30 protein-coding genes are annotated in these 26,101 nt (G+C 60.1%); 18 read left to right on the top strand and 12 right to left on the bottom strand.

All coding sequences use genetic code 11. The features are described 5' to 3' along the window. Positions 1-24 precede the first annotated feature (24 nt). Both ACQ4OB_RS09180 and ACQ4OB_RS09175 read left to right on the top strand, forming a co-directional pair. Entirely contained in the window at positions 25-684 is a 660-nt protein-coding gene (locus tag ACQ4OB_RS09180; protein ID WP_074877971.1) for a response regulator transcription factor, read from the top strand. Beyond that, positions 681-2,024: a sensor histidine kinase gene (locus ACQ4OB_RS09175; protein WP_430955544.1), complete on the top strand. Its 1,344-nt coding sequence runs from the start codon at positions 681-683 to the stop codon at positions 2,022-2,024. The genes ACQ4OB_RS09180 and ACQ4OB_RS09175 overlap by 4 nt, the downstream gene beginning before the upstream one ends. Positions 2,025-2,060: 36 nt before the next feature. Here the strand turns inward: ACQ4OB_RS09175 and ACQ4OB_RS09170 are convergent, their stop codons facing one another. Continuing rightward, positions 2,061-2,999: a universal stress protein gene (locus tag ACQ4OB_RS09170; protein ID WP_076027823.1), complete on the bottom strand. Its 939-nt coding sequence runs from the start codon at positions 2,997-2,999 to the stop codon at positions 2,061-2,063. Positions 3,000-3,225: 226 nt separating this feature from the next. Continuing rightward, positions 3,226-3,789: a GNAT family N-acetyltransferase gene (locus tag ACQ4OB_RS09165; protein WP_102614180.1), complete on the bottom strand. Its 564-nt coding sequence runs from the start codon at positions 3,787-3,789 to the stop codon at positions 3,226-3,228. Between the two features lie 224 nt (positions 3,790-4,013). On the opposite strand from ACQ4OB_RS09165, the gene ACQ4OB_RS09160 reads away from it, so the two are divergent. The 3 genes from ACQ4OB_RS09160 (at position 4,014) to ACQ4OB_RS09150 (ending at position 6,769) form a co-directional block, all read left to right on the top strand. Then, entirely contained in the window at positions 4,014-4,925 is a 912-nt protein-coding gene (locus tag ACQ4OB_RS09160; protein WP_430955543.1) for a universal stress protein, read from the top strand. Between the two features lie 154 nt (positions 4,926-5,079). Next, entirely contained in the window at positions 5,080-5,964 is an 885-nt protein-coding gene (locus ACQ4OB_RS09155) for a universal stress protein (RefSeq protein WP_074877962.1), read from the top strand. A 103-nt stretch (positions 5,965-6,067) separates the two neighbouring features. After that, positions 6,068-6,769, top strand: coding sequence for a phosphoribosyltransferase (locus ACQ4OB_RS09150; protein ID WP_430955542.1), 702 nt, complete (start codon positions 6,068-6,070; stop codon positions 6,767-6,769). A 52-nt stretch (positions 6,770-6,821) separates the two neighbouring features. Here ACQ4OB_RS09150 and ACQ4OB_RS09145 read toward each other — a convergent pair whose 3' ends face one another. Then, on the bottom strand, positions 6,822-8,189 hold the full coding sequence (locus tag ACQ4OB_RS09145; RefSeq protein ID WP_430955541.1) for an erythromycin esterase family protein: 1,368 nt from the start codon (positions 8,187-8,189) through the stop codon (positions 6,822-6,824). Positions 8,190-8,428: 239 nt separating this feature from the next. Between ACQ4OB_RS09145 and ACQ4OB_RS09140 the strand changes: the two genes are divergently transcribed. Next, positions 8,429-9,460, top strand: coding sequence for an NAD-dependent epimerase/dehydratase family protein (locus tag ACQ4OB_RS09140; protein ID WP_430955540.1), 1,032 nt, complete (start codon positions 8,429-8,431; stop codon positions 9,458-9,460). Here ACQ4OB_RS09140 and ACQ4OB_RS09135 read toward each other — a convergent pair. Continuing rightward, entirely contained in the window at positions 9,387-9,794 is a 408-nt protein-coding gene (locus ACQ4OB_RS09135) for a MerR family transcriptional regulator (RefSeq protein WP_074877957.1), read from the bottom strand. The two genes, ACQ4OB_RS09140 and ACQ4OB_RS09135, sit on opposite strands and share 74 nt — an antisense overlap. 159 nt (positions 9,795-9,953) lie before the next feature. Then, entirely contained in the window at positions 9,954-10,709 is a 756-nt protein-coding gene (locus ACQ4OB_RS09130; protein ID WP_430955539.1) for an SDR family oxidoreductase, read from the bottom strand. 205 nt (positions 10,710-10,914) lie between these two features. On the opposite strand from ACQ4OB_RS09130, the gene ACQ4OB_RS09125 reads away from it, so the two are divergent. Continuing rightward, positions 10,915-11,484 carry a YceI family protein gene (locus ACQ4OB_RS09125; RefSeq protein ID WP_430955538.1) on the top strand — a complete coding sequence of 190 codons (570 nt, stop codon included), beginning with the start codon at positions 10,915-10,917 and terminating at the stop codon, positions 11,482-11,484. Positions 11,485-11,730: 246 nt separating this feature from the next. Further along, on the top strand, positions 11,731-12,453 hold the full coding sequence (locus ACQ4OB_RS09120; protein WP_074877950.1) for a GNAT family N-acetyltransferase: 723 nt from the start codon (positions 11,731-11,733) through the stop codon (positions 12,451-12,453). A 264-nt stretch (positions 12,454-12,717) separates the two neighbouring features. Here the strand turns inward: ACQ4OB_RS09120 and ACQ4OB_RS09115 are convergent, their stop codons facing one another. After that, the gene (locus ACQ4OB_RS09115; RefSeq protein ID WP_430955537.1) at positions 12,718-13,389 is read right to left on the bottom strand and encodes a TetR/AcrR family transcriptional regulator; all 672 of its coding nucleotides are present in this window, start codon (positions 13,387-13,389) and stop codon (positions 12,718-12,720) included. Positions 13,390-13,475: 86 nt separating this feature from the next. On the opposite strand from ACQ4OB_RS09115, the gene ACQ4OB_RS09110 reads away from it, so the two are divergent. Then, positions 13,476-14,126, top strand: a complete 651-nt coding sequence (locus ACQ4OB_RS09110; RefSeq protein ID WP_430955536.1) for an NAD(P)H-dependent oxidoreductase — start codon at positions 13,476-13,478, stop codon at positions 14,124-14,126. Here the strand turns inward: ACQ4OB_RS09110 and ACQ4OB_RS09105 are convergent. Both ACQ4OB_RS09105 and ACQ4OB_RS09100 read right to left on the bottom strand, forming a co-directional pair. Continuing rightward, positions 14,083-15,204 carry a P1 family peptidase gene (locus tag ACQ4OB_RS09105; protein WP_430955535.1) on the bottom strand — a complete coding sequence of 374 codons (1,122 nt, stop codon included), beginning with the start codon at positions 15,202-15,204 and terminating at the stop codon, positions 14,083-14,085. The genes ACQ4OB_RS09110 and ACQ4OB_RS09105 overlap by 44 nt on opposite strands. A gap of 210 nt (positions 15,205-15,414) precedes the next feature. After that, positions 15,415-16,518, bottom strand: a complete 1,104-nt coding sequence (locus tag ACQ4OB_RS09100; RefSeq protein WP_430955534.1) for a polyamine ABC transporter substrate-binding protein — start codon at positions 16,516-16,518, stop codon at positions 15,415-15,417. 111 nt (positions 16,519-16,629) lie between these two features. Here ACQ4OB_RS09100 and ACQ4OB_RS09095 point away from each other — a divergent pair, with 111 nt between their 5' ends. Continuing rightward, complete coding sequence (locus ACQ4OB_RS09095) at positions 16,630-17,406, top strand: helix-turn-helix transcriptional regulator (protein ID WP_076027811.1); 777 nt, start codon at positions 16,630-16,632, stop codon at positions 17,404-17,406. On the opposite strand, the gene ACQ4OB_RS09090 is transcribed toward ACQ4OB_RS09095, so the two are convergent. After that, complete coding sequence (locus tag ACQ4OB_RS09090; RefSeq protein ID WP_430955533.1) at positions 17,390-18,331, bottom strand: class I SAM-dependent methyltransferase; 942 nt, start codon at positions 18,329-18,331, stop codon at positions 17,390-17,392. The two genes, ACQ4OB_RS09095 and ACQ4OB_RS09090, sit on opposite strands and share 17 nt — an antisense overlap. 203 nt (positions 18,332-18,534) lie before the next feature. Here ACQ4OB_RS09090 and ACQ4OB_RS09085 point away from each other — a divergent pair, with 203 nt between their 5' ends. From ACQ4OB_RS09085 to ACQ4OB_RS09060, 6 genes are all read left to right on the top strand, one after another. Next, positions 18,535-19,155 (top strand): cytochrome b/b6 domain-containing protein, encoded by a 621-nt coding sequence (locus tag ACQ4OB_RS09085; RefSeq protein WP_074877941.1) that lies wholly within the window; start codon positions 18,535-18,537, stop codon positions 19,153-19,155. Continuing rightward, positions 19,152-19,937 (top strand): molybdopterin-dependent oxidoreductase, encoded by a 786-nt coding sequence (locus tag ACQ4OB_RS09080; RefSeq protein WP_430955532.1) that lies wholly within the window; start codon positions 19,152-19,154, stop codon positions 19,935-19,937. The genes ACQ4OB_RS09085 and ACQ4OB_RS09080 overlap by 4 nt, the downstream gene beginning before the upstream one ends. 68 nt (positions 19,938-20,005) lie before the next feature. Further along, complete coding sequence (locus ACQ4OB_RS09075) at positions 20,006-20,287, top strand: pentapeptide MXKDX repeat protein (RefSeq protein ID WP_074877936.1); 282 nt, start codon at positions 20,006-20,008, stop codon at positions 20,285-20,287. Between the two features lie 179 nt (positions 20,288-20,466). Then, a complete protein-coding gene (locus ACQ4OB_RS09070; RefSeq protein WP_074877935.1) occupies positions 20,467-20,874 on the top strand; it encodes a response regulator in 408 nt (135 codons plus the stop codon). A gap of 166 nt (positions 20,875-21,040) precedes the next feature. Beyond that, a complete protein-coding gene (locus tag ACQ4OB_RS09065; protein WP_074877933.1) occupies positions 21,041-21,253 on the top strand; it encodes a DUF1059 domain-containing protein in 213 nt (70 codons plus the stop codon). A 112-nt stretch (positions 21,254-21,365) separates the two neighbouring features. Beyond that, positions 21,366-22,034, top strand: coding sequence for an HAD-IA family hydrolase (locus tag ACQ4OB_RS09060; RefSeq protein ID WP_430955531.1), 669 nt, complete (start codon positions 21,366-21,368; stop codon positions 22,032-22,034). A gap of 106 nt (positions 22,035-22,140) precedes the next feature. On the opposite strand, the gene ACQ4OB_RS09055 is transcribed toward ACQ4OB_RS09060, so the two are convergent. Further along, a complete protein-coding gene (locus ACQ4OB_RS09055) occupies positions 22,141-22,800 on the bottom strand; it encodes a methyltransferase family protein (RefSeq protein WP_430955530.1) in 660 nt (219 codons plus the stop codon). Between the two features lie 55 nt (positions 22,801-22,855). After that, positions 22,856-23,803 carry a GlxA family transcriptional regulator gene (locus tag ACQ4OB_RS09050; RefSeq protein ID WP_102614192.1) on the bottom strand — a complete coding sequence of 316 codons (948 nt, stop codon included), beginning with the start codon at positions 23,801-23,803 and terminating at the stop codon, positions 22,856-22,858. Positions 23,804-23,926: 123 nt separating this feature from the next. Here ACQ4OB_RS09050 and ACQ4OB_RS09045 point away from each other — a divergent pair, with 123 nt between their 5' ends. Both ACQ4OB_RS09045 and ACQ4OB_RS09040 read left to right on the top strand, forming a co-directional pair. Continuing rightward, the gene (locus ACQ4OB_RS09045; protein ID WP_074877926.1) at positions 23,927-24,718 is read left to right on the top strand and encodes an SDR family NAD(P)-dependent oxidoreductase; all 792 of its coding nucleotides are present in this window, start codon (positions 23,927-23,929) and stop codon (positions 24,716-24,718) included. 67 nt (positions 24,719-24,785) lie between these two features. Then, positions 24,786-25,715: a pyridoxal-phosphate dependent enzyme gene (locus ACQ4OB_RS09040; protein ID WP_430955529.1), complete on the top strand. Its 930-nt coding sequence runs from the start codon at positions 24,786-24,788 to the stop codon at positions 25,713-25,715. A 52-nt stretch (positions 25,716-25,767) separates the two neighbouring features. Here ACQ4OB_RS09040 and ACQ4OB_RS09035 read toward each other — a convergent pair whose 3' ends face one another. Then, positions 25,768-26,085, bottom strand: a complete 318-nt coding sequence (locus tag ACQ4OB_RS09035; RefSeq protein ID WP_074880773.1) for a DUF2388 domain-containing protein — start codon at positions 26,083-26,085, stop codon at positions 25,768-25,770. Positions 26,086-26,101 lie beyond the last annotated feature (16 nt).

Raw genomic sequence — 26,101 nt, 5'->3', positions numbered from 1 at the left:
GACAACCATCACAGGAGGTGCCAGATGCGGGTTTTATTGGTCGAGGACGCACCCGGGTTGGGGGAGGCGGTGCGCGAGCAGATCGCCGATGACGGCCACGCAGTCGATTGGGTGCAGCGCCTGGACCATGCGCGCAACAGCGTGCGCACCACGCCTTACGACCTGATCCTGCTGGACCTGATGCTCCCGGACGGTCGTGGGCTGGATTTTTTGCGTCAGCAACGCTCGGCAGGGGACGTGACCCCGGTGATTATCCTGACTGCCCAGGATCAGATTTCCGAACGCATCGCGGGCCTCAACGCGGGCGCCGACGACTACTTGGTCAAACCGTTCGACCTGTTTGAACTTTCGGCCCGTGTGGCGGCGGTGGCCCGGCGTTATAGCGGCAACCCCAATCCGCAGATCAAGCTCGGTGATTTGCAGGTCGACATGAGTGCCCGTACGGTGCAGCGGGCCGGTGCGACGGTGGACCTCACGGCGCGGGAATGGGCGCTGTTCGAGGCGTTTGTGCAGCGCCCCAGCGCGCTGCTGTCCAAGTCGCAGCTAGAAGAACGGCTGTATGCCTTCGGCGCCGAAATCGAGAGCAATACCATCGAGGTCTATATCAGCCGTCTGCGTAAAAAACTCGGGCGCGACCTGATTGAAACCGTGCGGGGCATGGGCTATCGGTTGATGTCCGCATGAAGCCGTCGTCAAGCCTGCAAAAACGTCTCGGCCTGGGATTGACGCTGGGCACGACCTTACTTTGGCTGGCGGCGACCGTCGGCGCCTGGCTGGTGGTGCGACATGAATTGAACGAGGCGTTCGACAGTGCGCTGGAAGAGACCGCGCAGCGCATCCTGCCCCTGGCCGTGCTGGAAATCAGCAACCGGGAAAACCCCCGTGAAACGCAGCATGTCGCCACCCTGAAAATGCACAATGAATACCTGACGTATCTGGTGCGCGATGCCAAGGGTGAGATCCTGATGCAGTCCCACGACGCCAACCCGAAGATCTTCAACAAACAACCGGCCGAAGGCTTTTCAACCACTAAAAAATACCGTCTGTACGGCGCCAGTGCGCTGCGTGAGACGGTGTTCATCGAAATCGCCGAACCTCTGAAACATCGCCGTGAAGCCGCGCGGGAAGCGTTGCTTGCCTTGTTGTTGCCGTTATTGGCGCTGATTCCCATCAGCCTGTTTGGCACCTGGATGTTTGTGCGCATCAGCTTGCGCAGTGTATTGGCCTATCGTCGTGCCGTGGAGGCTCGCGGCGTGGGTGATCTGTCGCCGATCCACGTGGCGCGACTGCCGGCGGAAATCGCGCCGTTGGCCGAGGCGGTCAATCATCTGCTGGAGCGCTTGCGCAAGGCTTTGGAGGCCGAGCGCAGCTTTACGGCCAACAGCGCCCATGAACTGCGCACGCCACTGGCCGCGACCCTGGCGCAGATCCAGCGTTTGCGTCACGAAGCGCCTGAAGGCCCGTTGCGGTTACGCGCGGCTAAAATCGAAACCTCGTTGCGCGAACTGGCGCGGCTCTCGGAAAAACTCATGCAGCTGGCCAAGGCCGAGGGAGGAGGGCTGTTGTCCGAAACGCCCCAGGACCTCATTCCGTTGTTGGCCCATGTGGTCGATGAGTGGAACCACAACAGTGGGCACCGGATCGAGTTGCACCTGCCAACCCAGCCGAGCGTGTATTCGACGATTGATCCGGACGCCTTCGCCATCCTGTTGCGCAACCTGATCGAGAATGCGCTCAAGTATGGCGCCGCGGATCAACCGGTCGAAGTCAGCCTCACCGACCAGGCGCTGCTGCGTGTGGTCAATGGTGGCCCGCCGGTGCCCGAGCCGGTGTTGCAGCGCCTTACCGAGCGCTTTGTGCGGGGCAACAGTGAAACCAGCGGTTCAGGGTTGGGGTTGGCGATTGCCAAAACCATTGTGCAGGGCGTCAACGCGAAAATACGGCTGGTATCGCCGGCGACAGGTCGAACGGATGGATTCGAAGTCTGCGTCGGGTTTGCGCTCGCGTCGACGGTCGAAGGCTGAGGGCGGTGCCGGACAGTGACATTAACGTGCTGAAATTTATGACACTCCCCAATCAGCCAGTTCTTCCGGCGCCACCACCCAGACGCTGCAGGGCATTTTGTACAGCAGGTGTTCCACCGTGCTGCCAATCAGCCGCTCCAGGCCGTTATGGCCGACGCGCCCCATGACAATCACGTCGACGTTATAGGCATCGGCGTAACTGGCCAGAACCTTGGCCGGGTTGCCCATGACCATGTGGCGTCGCTCCGGTGGGATGCCGTTGCGCTCGGCCAAGTCATTGAAGACCTCGCCCTGTGCATCGAACAGGGTCTTGGCGTTGCTCGAGGAAAAGAACGCGGAAGCGTTGTCGAAGCCGAATTCATCGGCGCCGATTGACGACAGGTCATAGGCGTAGAGGACGTCGACTTGTGCGTTGCACGCCGTCGCCAGTTTCACCGCTTCATGCAGGATGCGGTCATTAAGGCCTTTGTATTGACCGTCGCGATGGAAGGGGTCGACTGCCGCGACAATCCTGCGCGGCAAGGCATGCTGTACATGGCTGACAAAATGCAGCGGTACCGGGCATTCGCGCAGCAAGTGGATGTCCAGGGGCGTAAACATCATCCGCGACAGCCGCGACGAGGGTTCCAGCGCTTTGATCAGCACGGCCATCGGCTGCTCTTTGAGGTGGATCAGGATTTCCTGCAAGGGGCGTTCAACCCAAACCACTTCCGTGGTGACGGTCACGCCGATTTTGCGCAACGGGCGAGCCTGTTCTTCCAGCCACTGACGATGGCGCTCGACATACCCCAGGCGCATCTGCTCCAGGGCCTGTTCATTGACCATGCCGGCGGTCGCCAGGCCTTCCAGGTAATCGAAGGCCACGATGTGCAGCGCTGCATCTTCAGCCTTGGCCAGCGCGGCGGCGCGGTCGAAAGCAGGGCTGTTTTCCATCAGGGGCGAAGCGACCAGCATGAAACGTGATTGCTCGGACATGACACTCTCCTTTAAATCAAACGCTGGCCCGAATGGCCTTGGATGTGGGTACTTGATGCCGATGCTGCCGCTGGCCGGGATTTGCGGTTTGATCTGCATCAAACCGGCGTGTGACGGCGCGGGCTGCCCGACGTGTGGTCACCCGGTTTGGCTGGCGCTGAGGTTGGGCGCGCATTAGTGGGCACCCCGCGATGAACCGTTGGCCGGATCATCACGGGGTGCTTTTTTACAGGGACAGACGATGGATGACCTGACAGCTGTCATCGGGATCGTTGTGTGTCTCGAAACCCAGGGCTTTGGCCAGGTCGCGCATCGGCACGTTGCTGGAGGCATCCACCGAATACATCTGGCGAAAACCGTTCTTGCGGGCGGCCTTGATCAGATGCTCCATCAGTAACGTGCCCAGCCCCAGGTGCTTCCATTCATCGGCGACCGTTACGGCGCATTCACATTCGTGTTCGCCGGTGGCGGCGTAGCGGCTGACGCCGATCTCGATCAGTTGGCCGTTTTCATGAACCAGCGCGATGTAGGCCAGGCGCTGTTTGTTGTCGGTGTCCATCAACTGGTTGAGCATGGCGGCGCCGGGTTCGTTGATCTGCGCGAGAAAGCGCATATGCCGGGACTGGGGGGACAAGCGCTTGATAAAGGCGTATTCACGTTCGCGGTCTTTTTCCGCCAGCGGCCGGATCAGCACATGACGGCCATCCTTGAGCGCTTCAATCCAGTATTGTCCGGTCACTGCCGCGTAGGCAGCCGCCGCCCGATCATTGTGGTCTTTGACAGTGAGCATCGGTGATCCTCCATCCGGTTTGAAAGGCTGGCGCGCGGTATTCAACCACGCGGTTCATTCCTTTTTACCCCGCCAGCGGCGCTTGAATCTGATCTGGATCAGAAAGTCGCGATACCAGGCACTCATTGGCTCATGTTTGATGTAAATCAACCCGGGGCAAGGGGCAACGGGAGCAGTCTTGGATTTGCCGGCGCTTGAGGGCCGGTGTCGAGCCGAGGTGTGTGATGGGTCAATATCAACGTTTGTTGCTGATCGCCGATCAAACCCTGCACCAGTCTCCAGCCATGCTCCGTGCCGTCGCGCTGGCCAAGGCGAGCGGGGCTGCGCTGGACGTGCGGGCCTTTGTCGAACCGGTGCCGATCGTGCATTTGTGGGAAGAGAAAACCGACGACGCAGGCTATCAACGCTATTTGCGCCGCTATCGCCGCTGGGTGGCCGACGAGATCGAGCAGCTCAGCGGTCAGGGGCTGGAGGTGACGGTCGAAGTGGTCTTCACGACCCATCCACTGCCCGACATCTTGAAAACTGTCGAAGAGCTCAAGCCGGACCTGTTGATCAAGGATGTCATGTTGGAACCGGTACTCAGGCGAGTGTTCATCACCCCGCTCGATTGCCACTTGCTGCGCGAATGCCCGGTCCCCGTGCACCTGGTCAATCAGACCCGTTACAGCTTGCCGCACCGGGTTGTCGCCGCGGTGGACCCGCTCGACCCCTCGACCCAGATCAGTGGCCTGAACGACACCATCATCCAGACCGCCAACGCATTGGCGCTGCAATGCGATGCGCCGCTGCACCTGCTTTATGCCTATGACTTGTCGCCGGCTTTCAATGGTGATGCACCGTTGATCAGCGGTGGCTGGGGGGCGGATTTCGTTGAGGAGCTGCGCCAATCCTTGCACCTGGCGTTTGTCACCCTGGCGGATCGATACGGTGTGCCGCCGGAGCGACGGCATTTCGTCATGGGCCTGCCGGTGCCGGTGATCAGTGAGTTTGTCGAGCAATACCTGGCCGATGTGGTGGTGATGGGCACCGTGCATCGGGTGGGTGTCGACCGGTTGATCGGCAGCAACACCGAGCGGGCGTTGTACTCGGTGCCGGGCAGCATTCTGGCGGTCAGGTCGAACGTCAAGGGGTGAGCGCGATCACGCCGTTTCGACGGGTGTCTATGCTTTATACAGGTGTTTGATGTAGATCAACGGCAGGGAAATGCTGGAGGAGGAATCTGGATTCGGCCTCGGCAACGGTCGATGGACAGCGAGCGCCGAAGACCCACCCCACTGGAGGCAGATCATGAGCCAGTATCAACGGTTGTTACTGATCATCAACCCGGCCCTGCGCCATTCCCAGGCAATAAACCATGCCGCCGCGCTGGCCATGACCTGCGGTGCAAGTTTGCATATCGCCGCCTTGATTCCATCGTTGGATATGTTGTCGCTGCTCGAATCTGGCGATCGGGAAAGTGCTCGAGAGCGCTATCGGCAGGATCATGAGGATTGGCTCAAGGCTCAGGCAAAAACTCTGCGTAGCGGGGGCATCAACACCACCACTGAGGTGGCTTGGGCTGATGGTATGCGCGAAGCCATTCTTGATCACGTCATGGAAATGCAGCCTGACCTGTTGATCAAGGAGGTTCAGCACGAATCAGCGCTTAAACGCGCTTTTTTCACGCCTCTGGATTGGCATTTGCTGCGTCATTGTCCGATACCGCTTTATCTGTTGGGCGGCGGCGGTTACGTGTTGCCACGCAAGGTCATCGCAGCGGTGGAAGTGTCGGATGCTGCGTCTTGCGACGATGAACTGAATGACCGGATCATCCAGCAAGCGTGCGGTCTCGCCCTGCAGTGTGATGCCGAGTTGCATTTGCTGTACGCCTGCAATATTTCGGCCGCGTTCCTGGCGGACATGGGCGGTTTGACCCTGGCTGAGCTCACGAAAGCGCTGCGCAAAGACCTGGAAAAATCATTCCTCAAGTTGGCCGGTCGATTCGGTGTGCCCTCTGATCGTCGGCATTTCATCGAGGGACATCCCGTTAAGGTCCTGAGCGAGTTCGCCAACGCGCATCAAGTGGATGTGATTGTGATGGGCAGAGTCCAGTCCCATGGGGTGGGCAAGCTTCTGGGCAGCACGACCGAACATATTCTGTATCAGGTGCCTTGCAGCATTTTGGCGGTCTAGAGGGCCTTCAGACTGAACTTGATGTCAGCTCCGTCAGACCGACACTTCGCTAGTGACCCTGTGATGCGAACCGACAGGTGTGATCGCCTGAGGAGGTTTTCAAATGAGTCCCTCATCGCCCACCATCCTGCAAGACCGGGCCGCTGCCGGTCGACGGCTGATAGAACCGTTGCGCCAATACGCCCATCGCCCCGATGTCATCGTTCTCGCCTTGCCCCGTGGCGGTGTGCCGGTGGCCTATGAAGTGGCCGCGGCACTGGACGTTCGTCTGGACCTGATGCTGGTGCGCAAACTGGGTGTTCCGTCTCATCAAGAGTTTGCCATGGGCGCCATCGCCAGCGGCGGCATACAAATCCTCAATGAACAGGCGCTGCGGGTTCACCCGATTGATCCGGCCACGTTCGATGAAGTGGTCGCACGGGAAACCCGCGAGCTGTTACGCCGCGAGCAGGTTTACCGGGGAACGCGCGCGCCTTTGCAACTCAAGGATCAGGTGGTGATCCTGATCGACGACGGCCTGGCAACAGGCGCCTCGATGATGGCGGCGATCCAGGCGGTACGTGCGCAGGCGCCGTCGCGTATCGTCGTCGCCGTGCCGGTGGCGCCGATCGAGACGGCGGAGGCGTTGCGCAGTGAGGTGGATGAGCTGATATGCCCGATCATTCCCGACTGGCTGATGTCGATCGGCCATTGGTACATGGACTTTACCCAGACCTCGGATGCCGAGGTCATCAAGCTGTTGCAGCGGGCCTGGCAGCGAGAATCCGCCAGCGACGCCACAGCTCAGGGGCGTTCGGATACGTGAGCCCAGGTCGCGAAAGCGAAAACGCACTGCCTGACAGGTGATACTCCCGGTGTTACACACCAAACGGGAAGGTGTCGTCTTCGGGCTCCAGTTCCTGGCTTTTCGGCAGCGCCAGTGCCGTCACCGCACGGGTCTGTTCAATCCAGACCATTGCATCAAACTGTTCGGCCAGCACCGCTTCGAAGTAATGACTGCTGCGCTCGCTGTCGGGGCGGTAAATCACCCCGATGGCCCGCTCCAGCAAAGGTTTGGACAGGGCTCGAAGCAGGTCTTTTCGCTGCGGATCTCGCCAATCGGTCAATGAAGCCGGGACACCAGCCTTGAGGAACTGATGCTCCCAGCTGTCTGGACGAGAGGGGCGGATGTCCTTGATGTGCATCTCGCCATCCCAGTCATCGGCGGCTGCTACCTGGCCGCGGTCGGTGCTCATGCCGATCAGCACGACATGGCGGCCATACGCGTTGCGGCACAGCTGACCGATATTGAACTGACCTTTCCAGCCCATTTCCGTGGCCGCCGCATTGCCGATATGGGAGTTGTGGGCCCACACCAGCGCTTTGGCTTTTGGGCCGCGATGCTCCAGCAGGGCCTGTAAGGTGTCGAACATGTGGCGGTCACGCAGGTTCCAGGAGGCGGTCGAACCTCGATAAATCGCTCGATAGTATTGTTCCGCCGCCCGCACGACCCGGGCGTTTTGCGCCGCATTGAAGAACGCCTCGTCGGATTGGACAAGCCCGGCCAGTTGTTCGGCCAGCATGACATTGAGTTGGTCGACCACGGCCTGCTCGCAGGGCATCAGGCCATTGCGTTCGACAAAATGGCCGTACAACGCAGGATCATCCTGCCAAGGGGTCAAACAGCCATAACGACGCCTTGCTTCGTGTGCCAGGTGCGGGTCAGTCCTTTCCAGATAACTCAGCACCTCATGAATGGAGTTTCGCAAACTGTAAACGTCCAGACCGCGAAACTCGACGCGAGATTCAGGAGCTTGCTGGTGGTTGTACCGATGGAGCCAATGGGCGAACGCTCTCACATCGGTGTTGCGCCACATCCAGGTCGGAAACCGGCTGAAGATATGCCGTTTCCAGGCCGAGGGCACCAGCCCCCGCACATATCGGTCGACATGACCTGCGTCTGGCCAGTCGGCTTCAACCGCTACGATATTGAAGCCGTGCTGCTCGATCAGTCGTTGGGTGATCGCAGCCCGGGCTCGATAAAAGTCGCAAGTGCCATGGCTGGCTTCACCGATCATCACCACCCGCGCATCAGCGTAGCGGTCGAACATTTCACCAAAGGTTTTGGCCTCCAGATCCGGCAGGGGCTCGGCGTATTGACGCAGCAGCGGGGCGATGGCGGCCTCGTCAATGTGGCTGTGTGAGCCATAAAGGGTGTCCGGTATGTCTTGGGAAGTGGTGTTCATGGACGTCATCCCCATGAGGGTGGATTGCCCAATGCGCAGTGCGTCGGTTTTGATCGGCACGACTGAGCGGTCTGTGTCTTATTTGAGTCAGAAACAGGAGGAAAATTCTTCGTCGGTGACCCGTTGATTCGGCAATCCAATGGCCGCGTGATCGCGTACTGCTTGACTCTGTCCCACGGGACAGAGCCTAAGGTCGTCTTCGCCAAAACGGATGTTGTTCAAGCGAGAGGGAGGGTTGTATGAGTCAGTTATGTCTGGTCACAGGGGCCAATGGGCATTTAGGCAATACCTTGGTCAGAGCCTTGCTCGATCAGGGTTACCGAGTCCGCGCCGGGGTTCGTGATGTGAACGATTCGGCGGCGTTCGAGGGGCTGGATTGCGAAAGGGTGTATGCCGAACTGCTCGACGAAGCGGCCATGCTCGAGGCGTTGAACGGGGTGGACCTGTTGTTTCAGGTCGCGGCGGTGTTCAAGCACTGGGCGAGGCATCCGCACGCCGAGATTATCCAACCGAATGTGGAAGGAACACGTCGCGTTTTGCAGGCGGCGGCTAAGGCTGGGGTCAAGCGCGTGGTGTATGTCAGTTCCGTTGCGGCCATCGGTCAGAACGGGCAGAAGCTCGATGAAGAGCACTGGAACGACGAGGACCAGAATGCCTATTACGCGTCCAAGATCCTGTCGGAGAAAATGGCCTGGCATACGGCGCAGGCCCTGAACCTTTGGATGGTCTCGGTGTTGCCCTCGGCGATGATCGGCCCCAACGCGGCCAAGCTGACTGACACCCTGAAGTTTGTCGATTCGGTCAGGTTGCGACAAATGCCTCTGGACCCAGGCTTTCATTTCAATTTTGTCGACGTGCGAGATGTCGCCCTCGGGATGATCCTCGCGGCAGAAAAAGGCCGGTCAGGGCAGCGCTACATTCTGGCGAATGAACGGTCCTCTTCACTGGCCGAGATCATTGATGCCGCGAACGAGGTTTCACCGGGCTATCGCCTGCCACCGCTGGCGCCCAAATGGTTGTTGGTCGCGGTGGCGTGGATGCAGGAGCGTTGGGCCGGCTTGACCGGTCGGCCAGCGCAACTGTTGCTCAGTCAGGTCAGGATGTTCCACGGCGTCAAGCAGGAATACGCCATCACCAAGGCCAGGACCGAATTGGGCTTTTGTCCACGAGCGCCACAAGATGCCTTGCAATCGACGTTTATCTATCTAGGCCAGCGCTCGACGCATCGCTATGAGGCGTTATCACTGTGCCCGGTTCAAAAAGGCAATTGATCTCGCTTTTGAGTTCGCTGAGGTGATCAGCCAAGGCCTGCATGTCGGCTATTTTCGCGAAAATTTGTTGGCGTTTGAGGTCGATCGCCTCGTTGGCCAGTACCAAGGGAAAGGCTTGCAATGTGGTCTTCGCCGCGATGAGTGGCACCATTTCGGCGAGCTTGAAACCGGCGATCTGCGCCCGGCGGATCAGGCGCACGAGCGTGAGGTGATGTGAGGTGTAGATGCGATATCGACCCTGACGATCCGGTTCCGGGATCAACCCCATCTGTTCGTAAAGTCGAATGGCTTTCGGGGTACAACCGGTGAGCCCGGCGAGTCGTCCAATGAACATCAGCAATCCTTCTCGCCATGCGAGTCGCTATCGAAAATCCGCAAGCCATCCTATCGCAGCCCGATTTGCTTGCAAGCCGTTGCCTGTGAAGAACTGATACCTGAACGATGAGAGCGGGTTCAGTTCCTGGACCCGCTGGTCATCATCGCCACTGGCGACTCAAGAGGGATGTGCAGTCTCTAGCCAATCTTCAAACCGGGTCGCTCCGACGATAGGGTTATCGCCGGGCGTGAGGGACTTGTCATCGATCGGGGCGCCGAAGTAAGGAACCGTGTCATCCGGGACGGCTTCGCGCGGGTCCTTGGTGTGTTTCAGGTACGCATTCACGAACTCGACAATGGGCCGGCGATCCGGCCCGGCCACTTCTACGGTCTGATGGGTCGGCGCTTTTTGAGCGATAGCCGTCAGAGCAGCGGCGACATCCACCGAGGCCACAGGTTGCAACGCGGCGGACGTTAAATGGATGGTGTTGCCGTCCTCGCGACCCGAGTAAGCAATGGCACCAATGAACTCGAAGAACTGCGTGGCCCGCAGGATGGTGTAGGGAACGCCCGAGGCCTTGACGAGTTTTTCCTGGGCCATTTTGGCCCGGAAGTAACCACTGTCGAGCATCCGTTCGGTGCCCACGACGGACAGGGCGACATGGTGTTTGGTGCCGGCTACCTTCTCGGCAGCGAACAGGTTATGCCCGGCGGTTTCAAAGAAATGCAACGCCGCGTGATCCTCGAATGAAGGGGAGTTGGCCACATCGACCACCACATCGGCGCCCTTGAGCGCGTGCGCCAGGCCTTCGCCGGTGATGACGTTGATGCCGGTACTCGGTGACGCTGAGATGACTTCATGCCCCAGGTCCTGGAGGTTCTTGCAGACTTTGCTGCCGATCAGCCCGCTTCCTCCGATGACGACGAATTTCATGGCCGGTCTCCCGATGCGGTGAGTTGGGACAGTCATTAAACACCCTGGTAGCGGCCGTATCGGACAGCATTGGCGTGGGGCCGACAGGTGGTCGGAAGTGTGAGCGGCAGGTGGAATTAACGGTGTTTGTTTGCTTTAGTCCACCTATCGCTGGCTCACGTGTGCGGCGCCTCAGCTCAAGACGGGAGCCCAACCGGAGAGTCCCATGAAACACCGCTTCCCGATCTGCGCCGTGCTGGTGGCCGCCCTTGCATTCGGCGCGTTGCCTTGTGTCCAGGCGGTTGAATACACCCAGGTCAATGAAACTGCCAGCACGATTTCCTTCACCTATAAACAGTTCTCTTCGCGGGTATACGGCACCTTCCGCAAGTTCGAGGCCACGCTTGATTTCGACACGGCGAACCCGTCGGCAGGCCGGGCGGCGCTCACCATCCAGCTCGACAGCATCGACGCCGGAAGCAGCGACGCCAACAGCGAATTGCAAAAGCCAGCCTGGTTCAACACGGCAACGTATCCAGTGGCGACGTTTGAATCGACCGGCGTGAAAGTCCTGGGCGACAACCGTTACTCGATCACCGGCAAACTCACGCTCAGGGGGATCACCCGTGAAGTGGAGGTGCCGGTGCTTTTGAAGGCCGAGAACGCCATCGGGATTTTCGACGGCCAGTTAACGCTCAAGCGCAGCGACTTCAAAATCGGCGAGGGGGAATGGGCCGACGGTGTTGTCTCCGACAAGATCAATATCCGGTTTCGCATGGTTGCGCCGGAGCAGTAGCACGGTCGTCGCGAGTCATGAGGTTGGCGCATCAGTGGCGGGCGACGATCGTTCCCACGCTCCCGCGTGGGAATGCCGCAACGGACGCTCTGCGTTCGGCACCGGAAGGGACGCGGAGCGTCCCGGGCTGCATTCCCACGCGGAGCGTGGGAACGAGCGTCATACCACCTTCGGCCACGTCAGCACGTTATGATAGGCACGTCCGCGAACACACTCTTCACGTCCGCCCCAGAGTCAGAGCCACGAATGCCCCAGATCACCCATTTCAAAACCCCGTGCCCCGAGCACATCAATAGCCAGATCCTGCAGATGGTGGTCGATTACCTGACCGACATCAGCATGGTCGCTATCGCGCCGAGCAACCTGTTGTACAACGTTTACCAGTACGCGATTGGCTACGAGGTTCACCTTTATCTGGAGGCGTTGAACGGGGTGAAAGGGATGGCGGTGGAGTTGCTCGTCGCGACCGACGAAGACGACCCCGAGAAGGTCATCGGCTTTCTGTTGTACCTGCCGGTCAAGGACGATCCCGATGCATGCGGGGTTGCGTACATGGCGGTGAGTGCCAGCCATCGGCGCCAAGGCATTGCCCGGCGGATGTTGCAGGAAATGGTCGGCCGCTATCCGCATGCCGAGTTGACGTGCGCGGTGGCCAAGGTTCCGTATTTTGAGGCAATGGGGTTTCAGGTGGTGGGCGTGCGCGCGACTCAAGTGCTGATGAACACCCGCGACCACGGCACCGATGGCTTGATGGCCGTGCTGGACGTGGCGCCGATCTACAGCTCGCTGGAGGTGCGGCAGATTCATACCTACCTGCTGCAAAAACACGGCAAGCGGGCCATGCTCGATGCGGAGAAACAGCGTGACCGGCATCTGGACCAGATGACGCGCAAGGCCAATGAATTTGTTCGGGAGCGGCTGGGTGAAGGTGCAGCGCCAGCCCCGTCCCCTAGACTGCGATTGGTCTAGTCGCTTCGACTCAACGCAAAAAAAAGCCCTTGGTGCGAACAACGTGCCAAGGGCTTTCTTGTGTCTGGAAATCATGCAGATAAAAAAAGAGCCTCAAAGCTCTTTGATGGGGAGGAAGTAGAGCCCTCGAGGCTCAAGATGCGCGTGAAACAAGTGGCGAGCTTGGTAGGGGTTCATTTCACTCACCACTTACGCAACGGCTTGAGTCAACAAGCGGCTGCGTAGATTTATCGTAGAAAGTTGGCGGTTTGCGCTCAAGTACCGCTAGTCGTATGCAACATTTTCGGCGTCAGTTTCCGCAATGTTTCCGGGGTCGCCACGGGCACTTCTTGCGACCATGGCGGTGATGGTTTCGTACAGTTCGTCCTGCGCCTGCACAGCAGTGATCTCTCCATTTGCCGCAGCATGGGACAAGGCTTCCGCTGCACCGAGCATCGCCCGCAATCCCGCTACCTTGATCTCACCCGCGCCAGCGAAAGGGGCGAGGGCAGTCCGGCACTTATTCAGGAAAATCGCTTCGTACTCGCGCTTGATCTTCTCCAGTTCCGGGGAGCTGGCTAGTGCCGCGATGACGCCGGGGATCTCGTTGCCCTGAAGCAGCACGCAGTCGACGTATGACGAAGCGATCACCCTGGCGGTGCCCGGTAGAGTCGGTTCGCTACTTTGAAGTGCAGCATCCATCAGCGCTGTCTGCCGGGCATCGAAGTCTTGGTAGAGCGCCGCCAACAGCCCGGAGCGCGTGGTGAAGTGATCGTACACCACCGGTTTGGTAATCCCGGCTTGCTCGGCAAGTCGCCCCAATGTCAGCGCGTCTGTGCCTTCTTCGCGAACGAGTTGCCAGGCGACGTCCAGCAACTGGCGTTGGCGATCCTCCCGGGACATTCGTCGTCGTGGTTGCGGCGTGGAATTTTGCGCATCTGTTTCGGTAGTTGACATGTCTATGTACCAAAAGTAACTTACTGATCGTAACTTACCAAGAGTATATAAGGTCCGCCATGTGCTCTCAATCAGGAGTTTTCAGCATGCACGCGCTTATCGTTGTCGCTCATCACGATCCTCGTTCGCTTACCCATAGCCTGGTTGCGCAAGTCGCTCAGGGCATCGCCCAGGACGATCCGGGTCATACCTTTGAAATAGCCGACCTGTCGGCTGAAGGGTTCGATCCGAGGTTCAGCGGCGCTGATCTGGCGGTGCATCACCGGGAAGCGCCGCCCCCTGCTGATGTAATTGCCGAGCAAGCGCGGATAGACCGCGCCGATGCGGTGGTGCTGGTTTATCCGGTCTACTGGTGGTCGATGCCGGCGCTGCTCAAGGGCTGGATTGATCGGGTGTTCGCCAACGGTTGGGCGTTCGATTTCACTGCCGATGCCAAGCTGGAGAAGAAGCTCGGTCATCTGCGGGTTCACCTGATCGGTGTCGGCGGTGCTGACGCTGCCACCTACGCCCGGCACGGGTATGCCGAGGCCATGAAGACGCAGATCGACCATGGGATTTTTGATTATTGCGGTGCTCAGGTGGTGACGTCCGAGCTGCTGCTCGAATCGGAAATCCAGGACCCGACGGTGCATCTGGACGCTGCGAAAAACCTCGGTCGCGAGCTCTTTGCAGCCTCCAGATGCCTTAATCCTGTCAGGCCTGTTCACCCGGCCAGCCCGCACGACGCAAGGCGTTGAGCAGCGTCCCGGCGTCCAGACCCGGTACCGCATGGCCATTGCCTTCGGCGGTGTCCGAGGCCAGCAAGGCATTGATGATCGCTTCCTCCACGGCTTCGGTGGCGGCCAGGAACAACTCGCTGATGTGGTCGTTGTTGACCATGCTCAGGTTGTCGGTGGTCGGCGCACGCTTGTTCTCGTAAGCGGCCGGCGGCACGTGCTGGTTGCCAGTGGCGAAGGCGATGAAGATGTCGCCGCTGTGGTCTTCATTACCACCGCCCGTGCGGGCCAGGCCGAGGCTGGCGCGCTGCGCGAGGCGCGTGCACTGGTGCGGCAGCAACGGCGCGTCGGTGGCCAGGCAGACGACAATCGAGCCCATGCCCGGATGTGGCAAGGATGCCTTGAGGAACGGCGAGTCGGCCTGTTCCATGTAGCGCCCGACCGGGTAGCCGTCGACGCGCAGTTCGTTGCGGATGCCATGGTTGGCCTGGACGATGGCGCCGACGGTCCAGCCGCCCTGAGCACTGTTCAGACGTCGCGAAGCGGTGCCGATTCCGCCCTTGAATTCGTGGCAGATCATGCCGCTGCCACCGCCGACGGCGCCTTCGATCACCGGACCGCCCACCGCCGTGCGCAGCGCTTCGGCCACATGTTCAGGCTTCACGTGGAAACCGTTGATATCGTTGAGCAGGCCGTCGAAGGTCTCCAGCACCACGGGCATGTTCCAGTAGAGTCGCCCGTCATCTGGCTGCTGTTCACGGTCCAGCACAACCAGCGCATCGCGCACCACACCCAGGCTGTGGGTGTTGGTGAAGGCGATCGGGCTGGTCAAGAGGCCTGCTTCGCGAATCCATTCAAGACCGGTCGCATCACCGTTGCCATTGAGCACATGGACGCCGGCAAAGCACGGTTGCAGGCTGGTAGAACCGGCACGCGGTTCGATCACGGTGACGCCGGTCAGGATGTCGCGGCCGTTCGCGGTGCGTCCTCGCACATTGCTGTGACCGACCCGGACGCCGGGCACATCGGTGATGGCGTTGAGTGGGCCGGGTTGCAGTTGGCCGAACTGGATATTCAAGTCGCGGGCACGTGGTTTCATCGTTTCTCTCATCTTCAATTCATTAAAAAATTATTGCCTAACGCAATCCCCGTAGCAGCTGTCGAGCTTGCGAGGCTGCGTTTGGCTGCGAAGCAGTCGCAAACTCTGAGTACGCGGTGCTTCAGGAGGATCGCGTTAACCGGATTTACGACTGCTGCGCAGCCGAACGCAGCCTCGCAAGCTCGGCAGCTGCTACAGATTTCATCGCGGTTACTGACCGTTTTTGACTTTGCTCCAGATCCTTGTGCGCACGCGCTCGGTGGCGGGCGGCAGAGGCTGGAGGGTGAATAACGTGGCCATGGCTTCAGCGGATGGATACACGGCCGGATTGTTGCGGGTCGCTTCGGCCACCAGTGGCGTCGCGCTGCGGTTGCCATTGGGGTAGGAGAGGTGATCACTGACCGGCGCGATGACTTCAGGGCGCATCAGGTAGTCGATGAAAGCCAAACCCTGTACCGGGTGCGGTGCGTCCTTGAGCAACACCAACGTGTCGAACCACACCGGCGCGCCTTCTTTGGGCAGGCTGTAGGCGATCTTCACGCCATTCTTCGCCTGTTCGGCAGTGGTCTTGGCTTCCAGCATCGCGCCGGACCAACCCACCGCCACGCAGATGTTGCCGTTGGCCAGGTCGCTGATGAACTTGGATGAGTTGAAGTAAGCAATGTGCGGACGCAGCTTGAGCAGCAGTGCCTCGGCCTTTTTGTAGTCTTCGGGGTTGGTGCTGTTGGGTGGCAGGCCGAGGTAGTGCAGGGCGACCGGCAGCATCTCGGCCGGCGAGTCGAGCATGGCCACGCCGCACTCGCCGAGCTTGGCCAGGTTGGCTTCGTTGAACACCAGGTCCCAGGAATCCACCGGCGCCTTGTCGCCCAGCGCGGCGCGGACCTTGTCGATGTTGTAGCCGATGCCGTTGGTGCCCCACAGATACGGCACGGCGTACTGGTTGCCCGGGTCGTTCTTGGCCAGTTTCGCCAACAGGTCAGCGTCCATGTTTTTGAAATCGGGCATCTGCGCGTGGGGCAGAGGTGCCAGTGCACCGGCCTTGATCAGCGTCGGCAAGCTGAAGTTGCTGGCCACCACCACGTCGTATCCGCTGCGGCTGGTGAGCAATTTGCCCTCCAGTACTTCGGCGCTGTCGAAGGTGTCGTAGACCGGCACGATCCCGGTGTCACGCTTGAAATCCTGCAGGGTCGTGGGGCCAATGTAGTCATACCAGTTGTAGACGTGAACCGTCGGGCCGTCGGCGGCAACCGCCGATAGCGAGACCGACAGACAGGTGCCCAGTCCAAGATTGATATACGAGCGGTGACGACTCATGATGCGGCACTCCTGGCCTGCTGCAGGCCGGTGATGATCAGGTGCTTGCAGCGTATCGACCGGGAGTGGACTTACCCATTCCCATCATGGGTTACTCGAAAGGGGTAGGGCGTGGACGCGTTGTTGAAAGAGTTACCGGTGCACCAGGGGCTGGCGCGGGTATTTGGTGCCGTGGGGCAGGACGGGTTCTGGCGCGCGCTGGTCGATACGCTGCGGCTGCTGGTGCCGATGGACAACGCGTTGGTCGCGGTGATGCGGGCCGGGCGGGTGCCGCGCCTGCTGATCGATTTCGACTCGAAGGGCGGTGCTGCCGAGCATGAAGACCTGACGGACTACAGCGCCGGCATGTACCTGCTCGATCCGTTTTATCAGGCCGCTTGTGCCGGCATCGCCGACGGCTTGCACAGCCTCGATTCGGTGGCCCCCGACCAGTTCCAGCAGAGCGAGTACTACCTGAGCTACTTCCGCAGCGTGGTGGGCGGCGACGAGTTGCAGTTCATGGTCAACGTCGAGGGCGCCGTGCTCGGTTTGTCGTTGGGACGCTCGACCCGATTCACGCTTGAAGAGCAGGGCCGCCTGCTTTGCGTGCGCGATTGGGTGCTGGCGGCGATGCGCCGTCACCTGCAACTGATGCCCCCGGAAGGACCGGCAACCGAGGCGGTGGCCGGGGATCTGGCGACCCTGCTGGATCGTTTCGACGCGCGTCTGTCGGTGCGGGAAATCGAAACGGCGCGCCTGATTCTCCAGGGCTTCTCAAGCAAGGCGATCGCCCAGCAGATGGGCATTTCCCCGGAAACGGTGAAGGTGCACCGGCGCAATCTCTATCACAAGCTCAATGTGAATGGGCATGGTGAGTTGTTTGCCCTGGTGCTCAATACTCCAGCCTGAACACCAACGCCTTCAACCCGCATTCAACATCGGCATCGGGAAATTCCGGCGGATTGTCCAGTCTTTGCTCGAACCGCAGGCTCGGTGCTTCCCGGGTGACGCCGTCGATGAGGAAGTCCGCACCAAACGCCGGATCGTTCATGCACGCCAGTACCGTGCCCTGCGGGCTGAGCAGTTCCGGCAGTCGGCGCAGCACGCGCTGGTAGTCCTTGGTCAGCAGGAAACTGCCTTTCTGAAACGACGGCGGGTCGATGATCACCAGGTCGTAAGGGCCCTTGCCGATCACCTTGCCCCAGGACTTGAACAGGTCATGACCGAGGAACGTCACCTTGCTCAGGTCGTGGCCGTTGAGCCGGTGATTGTCGCGGCCACGGCTCAGGGCCGGGCTGGACATGTCCAGATTGACCACGTGCGTCGCCCCCCCTTCGATGGCCGCTACCGAAAAGCCGCAGGTGTAGGCGAACAGATTCAGCACGCGCTTGCCCTGGGCATTGGCCCGCACCCAGTCGCGGCCGTAACGCATGTCGAGGAACAGGCCGGTGTTCTGCTTGCGGCCCAGGTCCACCCGGTAATGCAGGCCGCCCTCGGTGATCGTCATCTCGTCGATCGCGTCCCCCAACAACCACTCGGTGGTGCTTTGCAGCAGGTAGCGATGTTGCAGCAAGAGGGTATGCGCGCCGGATTGCGTCCACGCAGGCGATTGCGTGAGGTCCATCAGTTTGTGTTTCAACGCTTGCAGCTGCGAGGCTTCGGGTTCCTTGAACAGCGACACCAGCATCACGCCCTGCAACCAGTCGACCGTCAATTGCTCCAGCCCCGGCCAGCACCGGCCCCGGCCGTGGAACAGCCGGCGGGTTTCGGCGGGGGCGGTGGCCAGGGCTGTCAGCAAGTGGTCGTGGAGGGTGGAAAGGGCGTCAGCGTTCATCGGGCAGGGCCAGCAATTTGTGGGGGCGGCATTTTAACCACAATTGAGCCAAGGGCGGACCATGCAAAAAAAACTGTGGGAGCAGGCTCACTCCCACAGGTTATAGGTGGGTAGTTATCACGTTTAATTTAACTTTACGTGAGGATTTGGCGATCTGTCGGCTCGCATAATCGGCTCCAACGATCAACCGCCGGGAGCCCATCATGTCGCAGTTACCTGCTACACCCACGGTCAGCAGCCATCCCCGCTGGCTACGGCTGACCCATTGGCTGAACGCACTGGCGGTGCTGGTCATGGTCACCAGCGGTTGGCGAATCTACAACGCTTCCCCGCTGTACGACTTCAGTTTTCCCAAAGAAATCACCCTGGGTGGATGGCTCGCTGGCGCGTTGCAATGGCATTTCGCGGCGATGTGGCTTCTGGCCGTCAACGGTCTTGTCTACCTGATCATCAACCTCGTCAGTGGTCGTCTGAAACGGCGCTTTTTCCCGGTTTCGCCCAAAGGGGTTTTGCATGACTTGTGGGCGGCATTGCGTGGTCGATTGGGGCATGCCGACCTGAGTCATTACAACCAGGTGCAACGGGTGGCGTACCTGTTCGTGATGGTCGACATCACGCTGCTGGTGATCTCCGGGCTGGTGTTGTGGAAATCCGTCCAGTTTCCGCTGTTGCGTGAGCTGATGGGTGGCTACGAAAGCGCGCGGCACGTGCACTTCATCGCGATGGCGCTGTTGGTGGCCTTTGTCGCGGTTCATCTGGTGATGGTCGCGCTGGTTCCCAAAACGTTGTGGGCCATGATTGTCGGTCGCAAGGAGGTGGTATGAAAAAGCGCATTCAAGGCTCAGGGCTGGACGAGTCGTCCATCCTGACGGATGCCAGAAAGATCCTCGCACCGCAGATCGAGGACCGCTCGCGACGCTCGTTCCTGATGCGCGGCCTGACCCTCGGCGGCGTGGCCATGTTGTCCGGCTGCAACCTCACCGACAACGAGAGCGTCGAAACCGCGTTGTCCTCCATGTCCCGGTTCAACGATCGGGTCCAGGGCTGGTTGTTCAACCCCAATACCCTGGCACCGACTTATCCCGAGTCAATGATTACCCGGCCGTTTCCGTTCAATGCCTTCTACGGAATCGACGAGGCGCCGACGGTGGAGGAAGAGGGTTATCGACTGGAAGTGACCGGCATGGTCGCCGACAAGCGCAGCTGGCGCCTGGAAGAACTGCGCGCCATGGCCCAGACCGAACAGATTACCCGACACATTTGCGTCGAAGGCTGGAGCGCGATCGGGCGCTGGGGCGGCGTACGGTTCAGTGACTTCCTGAGACGGATCGGTGCCGACACGGATGCCAAATATGTCGGCTTCAAATGCGCGGACGACTACTACACCAGCATCGACATGGCCACCGCACTGCATTCGCAAACCTTACTGGCGCTGACCTATGACGGCGCGGTGCTGCCGCGCGAATACGGCTTCCCGATGAAGCTGCGCATGCCCACCAAGCTGGGCTACAAGAACCCCAAACATATTCAGGCGCTTTTCGTCACCAACACTTATCCGGGTGGCTACTGGGAAGACCAGGGCTACAACTGGTTTGCTGGTAGTTGATGGCGCCTGGCCACTTCACTGCGCAGCACCCGCTGCGCTTCGCAACCTGTGCTTCAAGGAGTTTCATCATGAAAAAGTTAGCGACCACCGTACTGTCCATGTGCCTGGCGTTTAGCGCCGCCAGCGTGTTTGCCGCTGATGCAGCAACCAGTAACAGCATGAGCAACGACAGCATGAGCAAGGGCTCAATGTCCAAAGACGCGATGCACAAAGACACGATGAAAAAGGACGCCATGTCCAAGGATTCCATGAGCAAGGACGCGATGAAGAAAGACGCCATGTCCAAGGACGGAATGAAAAAGGATGCGATGTCCAAGGACAGCATGAAAAAAGACGCATCGTCGTACTGATCCGCACACCCCTGGTCGAGACCAGAACCTGGTTGGCAGGCGCCCTGCAGCGCTGTATGCGCCTGATTTCGCCTCCCGGTTGTATCAAAAATGAATTTCCGCGAAGTCCGCTGCTCATACCTGATAGGTAGCGGATTTGAACCCGCGAAATCATTGATGCGATCAGGGAGTGGCAAATCATGTGTCCAGAATCGATAGCAGGTGATCACCTTGCTGGCGGGTTGATTCTCGTGGTTGAGGACGACCCGCTGATCCTGGAATTTCTCTGCGAAATTCTTCAGGAAGAAGGCTTTGTGGTTGAACCGCATATCAGTGCAGACGCTGCATCGGAATATCTGGAATTGCATGCACGACAGGTTAGCTTGTTGCTCACGGACATCACCATGCCAGGCAAGCTCAACGGCGCCGATCTGGCCAATCTGTTTGGCGACCGTTGGCCCGAAAAACCGATCATGATCATGTCCGGTTTTGAAACCCCGGAAAGTTCCGGGGTCAGGCATTCGGTGTCGTTCATCAAGAAACCGTGGGCGCTCGGGCAGTTGCTGGACTGTGTGGAATTTGCCTTGAAGTCGAAAGACACCCTATAGAACCTGAACCACTCCCACCTGTGACGATGGGCCTTGTGGCCGGGCCTATACTTCAAGAGTCGGCACACTCGGTGCGACCTGCAATCGTGTTTGATGTCTGGGGTGGCGCGTCGAGTGACCATTCGCGCAGGCCGCGGCCTGCGTTCGTCGCAGGGAGGAGAAGATCATGGCGCGTAAATACATCGACTGCCGCGAGTTTCCAAGTGATGCCAAATGCTCGGTCGCTCTGTGCGCAGACTCTGAAAACGAACTGCTCGAGGCTGCTGCACAGCATGCGGTCAGTGTTCACAAGCACACCGATTCACCGGAACTGCGTGCTCAATTGAAAACAATGTTTCACGACGGCACCCCGCCTGTTGAAGCACCGCGCACCGCTTAGCTGGAAAGTCCTCTGCTGGAGTTGCCGAAGGCTCGGGTAGCGTTCGGCAGCTCCTCGCAAATGCTACATTGTTCGGCGAACCCGCCTGGCACTTGCGAGAGGTACCTCCCCTTTGTCTGCTCAAAAATCTGTCCTCAACACCTCATACCGCGCTTTTCTGTTTGATATGGACGGCACCGTCCTCAACTCCATCGCCGCTGCCGAGCGGATCTGGGCGGCCTGGGCCTTGCGTCACGGCGTCGATGTCGTCTCATTCCTGCCCACCATCCATGGCGTTCGCGCCATCGACACCATCAATCGCCTGGCGTTGCCGGGGGTGGATGGCGAGGCGGAAGCGGCGTTCATCACCGAGGCGGAAATCGAGGATGTCGAGGGGATCATCGAGGTGCCTGGCGCGGCGAATTTCCTGAAGTCGCTGCCCGCCAACCAATGGGCAATCGTCACCTCTGCGCCGAAGGCATTAGCGCTGCGGCGGATGGCCGCGGCGGGCATTCCAGAGCCTTTGGTGATGGTCACTGCGGAAGATGTGAGTGCCGGAAAGCCTGATCCCGCTGGCTATCGACTGGCAGCCAGGCGTTTGGGCGTTGAACCGGCCGATTGCCTGATTTTCGAAGACGCCACCGTGGGCATTCTCGCGGCTCAGGCAGCGGGAGCGGGCCTGATCGTGGTGACCGCGACCCACGACCATCCGCTCCAGACTCCGCATGCCACATTAGCCAGCTACGACTCGGTCGAGGCCCATGTGGATCGCGACGACCAAATCCGCCTACACACAATCTAATGTGGGAGCGAGCCTGCTCGCGATGGCGTCAGCACATTCAGCATTGATGTGACTGAAAGATCGCAATCGCGAGCAGGCTCGCTCCCACAGGGGATAGGTGAATTGGCTAATAAACCCCGGGAATCAACCGCCAACTGCGGGCGCAGTAAGCCTCGTATTCGCTGCCGAACTGCGCCCTTAACAGCGCTTCTTCGGCGTGAATGCGGGCGATCAGCGGGATCAGCGTCAGCGCGGCCAGCAACAGGCCAACGCCAGAGCGAAAGGCCAGTGCCCAGCCCACGGCAGTGATCATCAGCCCCAGATAACTGGGGTTGCGCAAGGTGCGATAAATCCCGTCGGTGACCAGCGTGTGCCCCGGCTGAATCGCCACCAATCCGCTGAAACGCTTGCCCAGCACAAACACCGGCCACATCCGCAGCGTGCCGCCGATGATGAACAGCAACGCCCCGAGCCAGCGCACCCCTTCGCCGCCAAAGGTCCAGAAATCGATCCGGTCGGTGTAGGCCGGCAGGTACCCGCTTAATAAACCGATCACCCCGAACGCCGGCAGTACCCAGCGATTGGCCCGGTCTTCACGTTCGCCGGAACTCAGGTTGACCTCGGTGAACCAGGACGCGATGACCATCACCAACGTGGCAAGCACGATGACCACCAGCGGTGCATGAGCGAAAAACGCCGAGAACCCGCCAAGCCCCCACACCGCAAGCCCAAGGTAGGCGAGGGTGGAAACAATGGCGAAAAACGCCAGTTTGGCCGAGATTTTCATCTGCACCTCCACAAACGGACCTGACACCGTTCAGTGTAGGAGCCTGCGGCAGCTCCTACGTGGCGCCGTCGGCCCTGGCATTTCGCCGAATCACTTGCGGCGGCTGTCCGAACGCCCGCAGGAAGGCTTCGCGCATACGACGGCAGTCGCTGAAACCGGATTCTTCGGCGATCTGGTCGAGGGTCAGGCGTCCGCGCTCGAGCATCTGCCGTGCCGTTTCCAGGCGCAGGTTCTCGATGGCTTTGGCTGGTGATTGACCGGTTTCCGCGCGAAAGGCCCGGCTGAACTGCCGAGGGCTGAGGCGCGCGACGTCCGCCAGTTGCTCCACCGACAAGGTTTCGGTGAGGTGTTCTCGCGCATAGCCGAGGACGGTTTGAATGCGGTCGGATTTCGCCTCCAGTTCCAACAGCGCCGAGTGCTGCGACTGGCCGCCCGCGCGGCGGTGGTACATCACCAGTTTCTGCGCCACGGAACGGGCCAGTGCGGCGCCGTGATCCTTTTCCACCATGGCCAGCGCCAGGTCGATGCCGGCGGTCATCCCGGCGGAGGTCCAGATCGAACCGTCGACGACGTAGATGCGGTCTTCTTCGACCTTGATCGACGGGAACCGCGCTTGCAGCTCCCGGGCATAAGCCCAGTGGGTGGTGGCCCGCCGTCCGTCGAGCAAACCCGCCTGGGCGAGGACGAACGCCCCGGAGCAGATCGACGCCGTGCGCCGTGCGGTTTTAACGCTGTGGCGCAGATACGTCAGCACGCCCTCGGGCGCCTGCTCGAGGATGGCATCGCCGCCGACTACGATCACCGTATCGAACACTCGTTCACCAAAGGCTTCGGTGCCGACGCTCAGGCCACCGGACGCACGCAATGTGCGGCCGTCTTCGGACACTACGCTGACATCATAAAGCGCTTCGCCGGCACTGAAGTTGGCGTACTCGAACACCGGCATGGCCGCCAGCGCCATGGACTGGAACCCTTCAAACACTACAAACGCTATGGATGTCATTGAGGTGTCCTCAAAAGGTCATGTCCGAAAAACGTACGTTAAACGTCATTTGAGACGAGCGTTAGACCCTTTATAACGGTTCGCACCCGGCGACGTTATCGCCTCACTGTGAAGGAAATCGACATGGCTCTCTCATCCAAAGGTACCGCTCTGATCACTGGCGCTTCTTCGGGCATCGGCGCGGTGTATGCCGACCGCCTCGCCCGGCAGGGTTACGACCTGATTCTGGTCGCCCGCAACCAGGCAAAACTGAACGCCCTGGCCAACCACCTGAGTAACGAAACCGGCCGCGCCGTGGAAGTGGTCGCCGCTGATCTGAAAGACAAGGCCGACGTGCGGCGGGTTGAAGAGATTCTACGCAACGACGCCAGTATCACCCTGTTGGTCAACAACGCCGGGGTCGGTGCTGTCATGCCGCTGCTCGGCAGCCCGGTGGATGACATGGAAGACATGATCACCCTCAACGTGACCGCGTTGATGCGCCTGGCTTACGCGGTGGTGCCAGGCTTCGTCGCTCGCGGCACCGGGACGGTGATCAATATCTCCTCGATCGTTGCCATCGCCCCGGAAATTCTTAACGGCGTGTATGGCGGGACCAAGGCGTTTGTCCTCGGCCTGAGCCAGTCGATGCACCGCGAGCTGGCGGACAAAGGCATTCGTATCCAGGCCGTATTGCCCGGTGCTACCGCTACTGACTTCTGGAGCGAGGCCGGCAACCCAGTGGAAAACCTGCCGCAAGAGATCGTGATGTCTGCCCAGGACATGGTCGATGCCGCGTTGACGGGCCTGGCGCAAGGCGAAGTGGTGACCATTCCCGGCCTGCACCAAGGCGACCAGTGGGACACTTACGAAGCCCAGCGCCAGACGCTTTCGGGGTTGTTCGGCAACTCCACGGCCGCACCGCGTTATAGCTGAAGCGGTAGCCGCCGGGCAGGGTGAACTAAGCTTGGATAAGGACCGTTCACCCTTAAGGAGCACCACCATGCTTCACATCAGAACGCCCTTGATTCTGCATCCGGATCTGTCGACCCCGTCCCGACGAATCTGGCTCAAGCTGGAAAACCTGCAACCGAGCGGCTCATTCAAACTTCGCGGCATAGGGCTCTTGTGCAGCCAGGCGGCGGAGCAAGGGAAACGCAAAGTGATCTGTCCTTCCGGCGGCAATGCCGGGTTTGCCACCGCCGTGGCTGCCGCCAGCCTGGGGTTGAAAGCCTGCATCGTGGTGCCGAACACCACGCCGGAAACCACCCGTGCACGGATCAGGAAAACCGGTGCCGAGGTGATCGTCCATGGCAAGGTCTGGGACGAAGCCAATCTACGGGCCAAGGAACTCGCCCAGGGCGCGGACACCGAATACGTGCCAGCCTTCGATCACCCGGTGCTGTGGGAAGGGCACAGCACGATGGTCGATGAAATCCTCGAGGACTGTCCTCAGGTCGATGCACTTGTGATGTCGGTTGGGGGCGGAGGCTTGCTGGCGGGGATTCTCACCGGATTGATCCGCCACAAGCGCATGGACTGCCGGATCATCGCGTGTGAAACCCAGGGTGCCGCGTCTTTTGCCGCCGCTGTCAGCGCCGGACATCCGGTGGTATTTCCCCGGATCGATACGGTCGCCAAGTCGCTCGGCGCTACGTTGGTGGCTGCCTGGCCGGTGCAGCACATCCTCGATTTCCCGCATGAATGTGTCGTGCTCAGCGATGACGAGGCGATCATGGGCGTGGTGCGTTACGCCAACGACCTGCGTCAGTTGGTCGAGCCGGCGTGCGGCGTTTCGTTGGCGATTGGATACCTGGACCATCCGGCGATTGCCGATGCCCATGATGTAGTGATTGTGGTGTGTGGCGGCGTGAGCATCAGCGCGCAATTGGTGGCAGGTTGGGCGCGTTTCTCAGGTGCGGAAGCGAGGTAGGGCTGCACACGCTATCCGGGTGCCGCGAGCCCCACCGCTACTTTTTCAGCCTTTATTGACCTGCAGCTACGCCTTCCTGGACGAGGATTGCTCTGGCCAGGTCTTCGTCGCTGGCGTTGAGGCCGGGATTTTCCAGGCGAACCTGCTTTAAGTACGACTCCAGATAAGCACCCCGAATCGCGCCACCACTGGCGACGAAGCTGGTGGCGTCATCTCGGGCTGGAATCACCCGTTTGTCATCCTTGAAGGTCGAGTACAGCGATGCGGAGACCCCAGCCGAGGTGGCGACATCTTTTGCATCTACATCGGCCATGGCCGAACCAACGGGCAAACAAAGCACTAGTGAAGAGATGATAATCAGACGACGCATGACGGTGTCCTCGGAA

Origin of the sequence: Pseudomonas sp. ES4 (assembly GCF_050586665.1) — a bacterium.
Taxonomy (GTDB): Bacteria; Pseudomonadota; Gammaproteobacteria; order Pseudomonadales; family Pseudomonadaceae; genus Aquipseudomonas; species Aquipseudomonas frederiksbergensis.
Note: the sequence above shows the minus strand (reverse complement) of the source record. Positions and strands in the feature narration are given on the sequence as shown.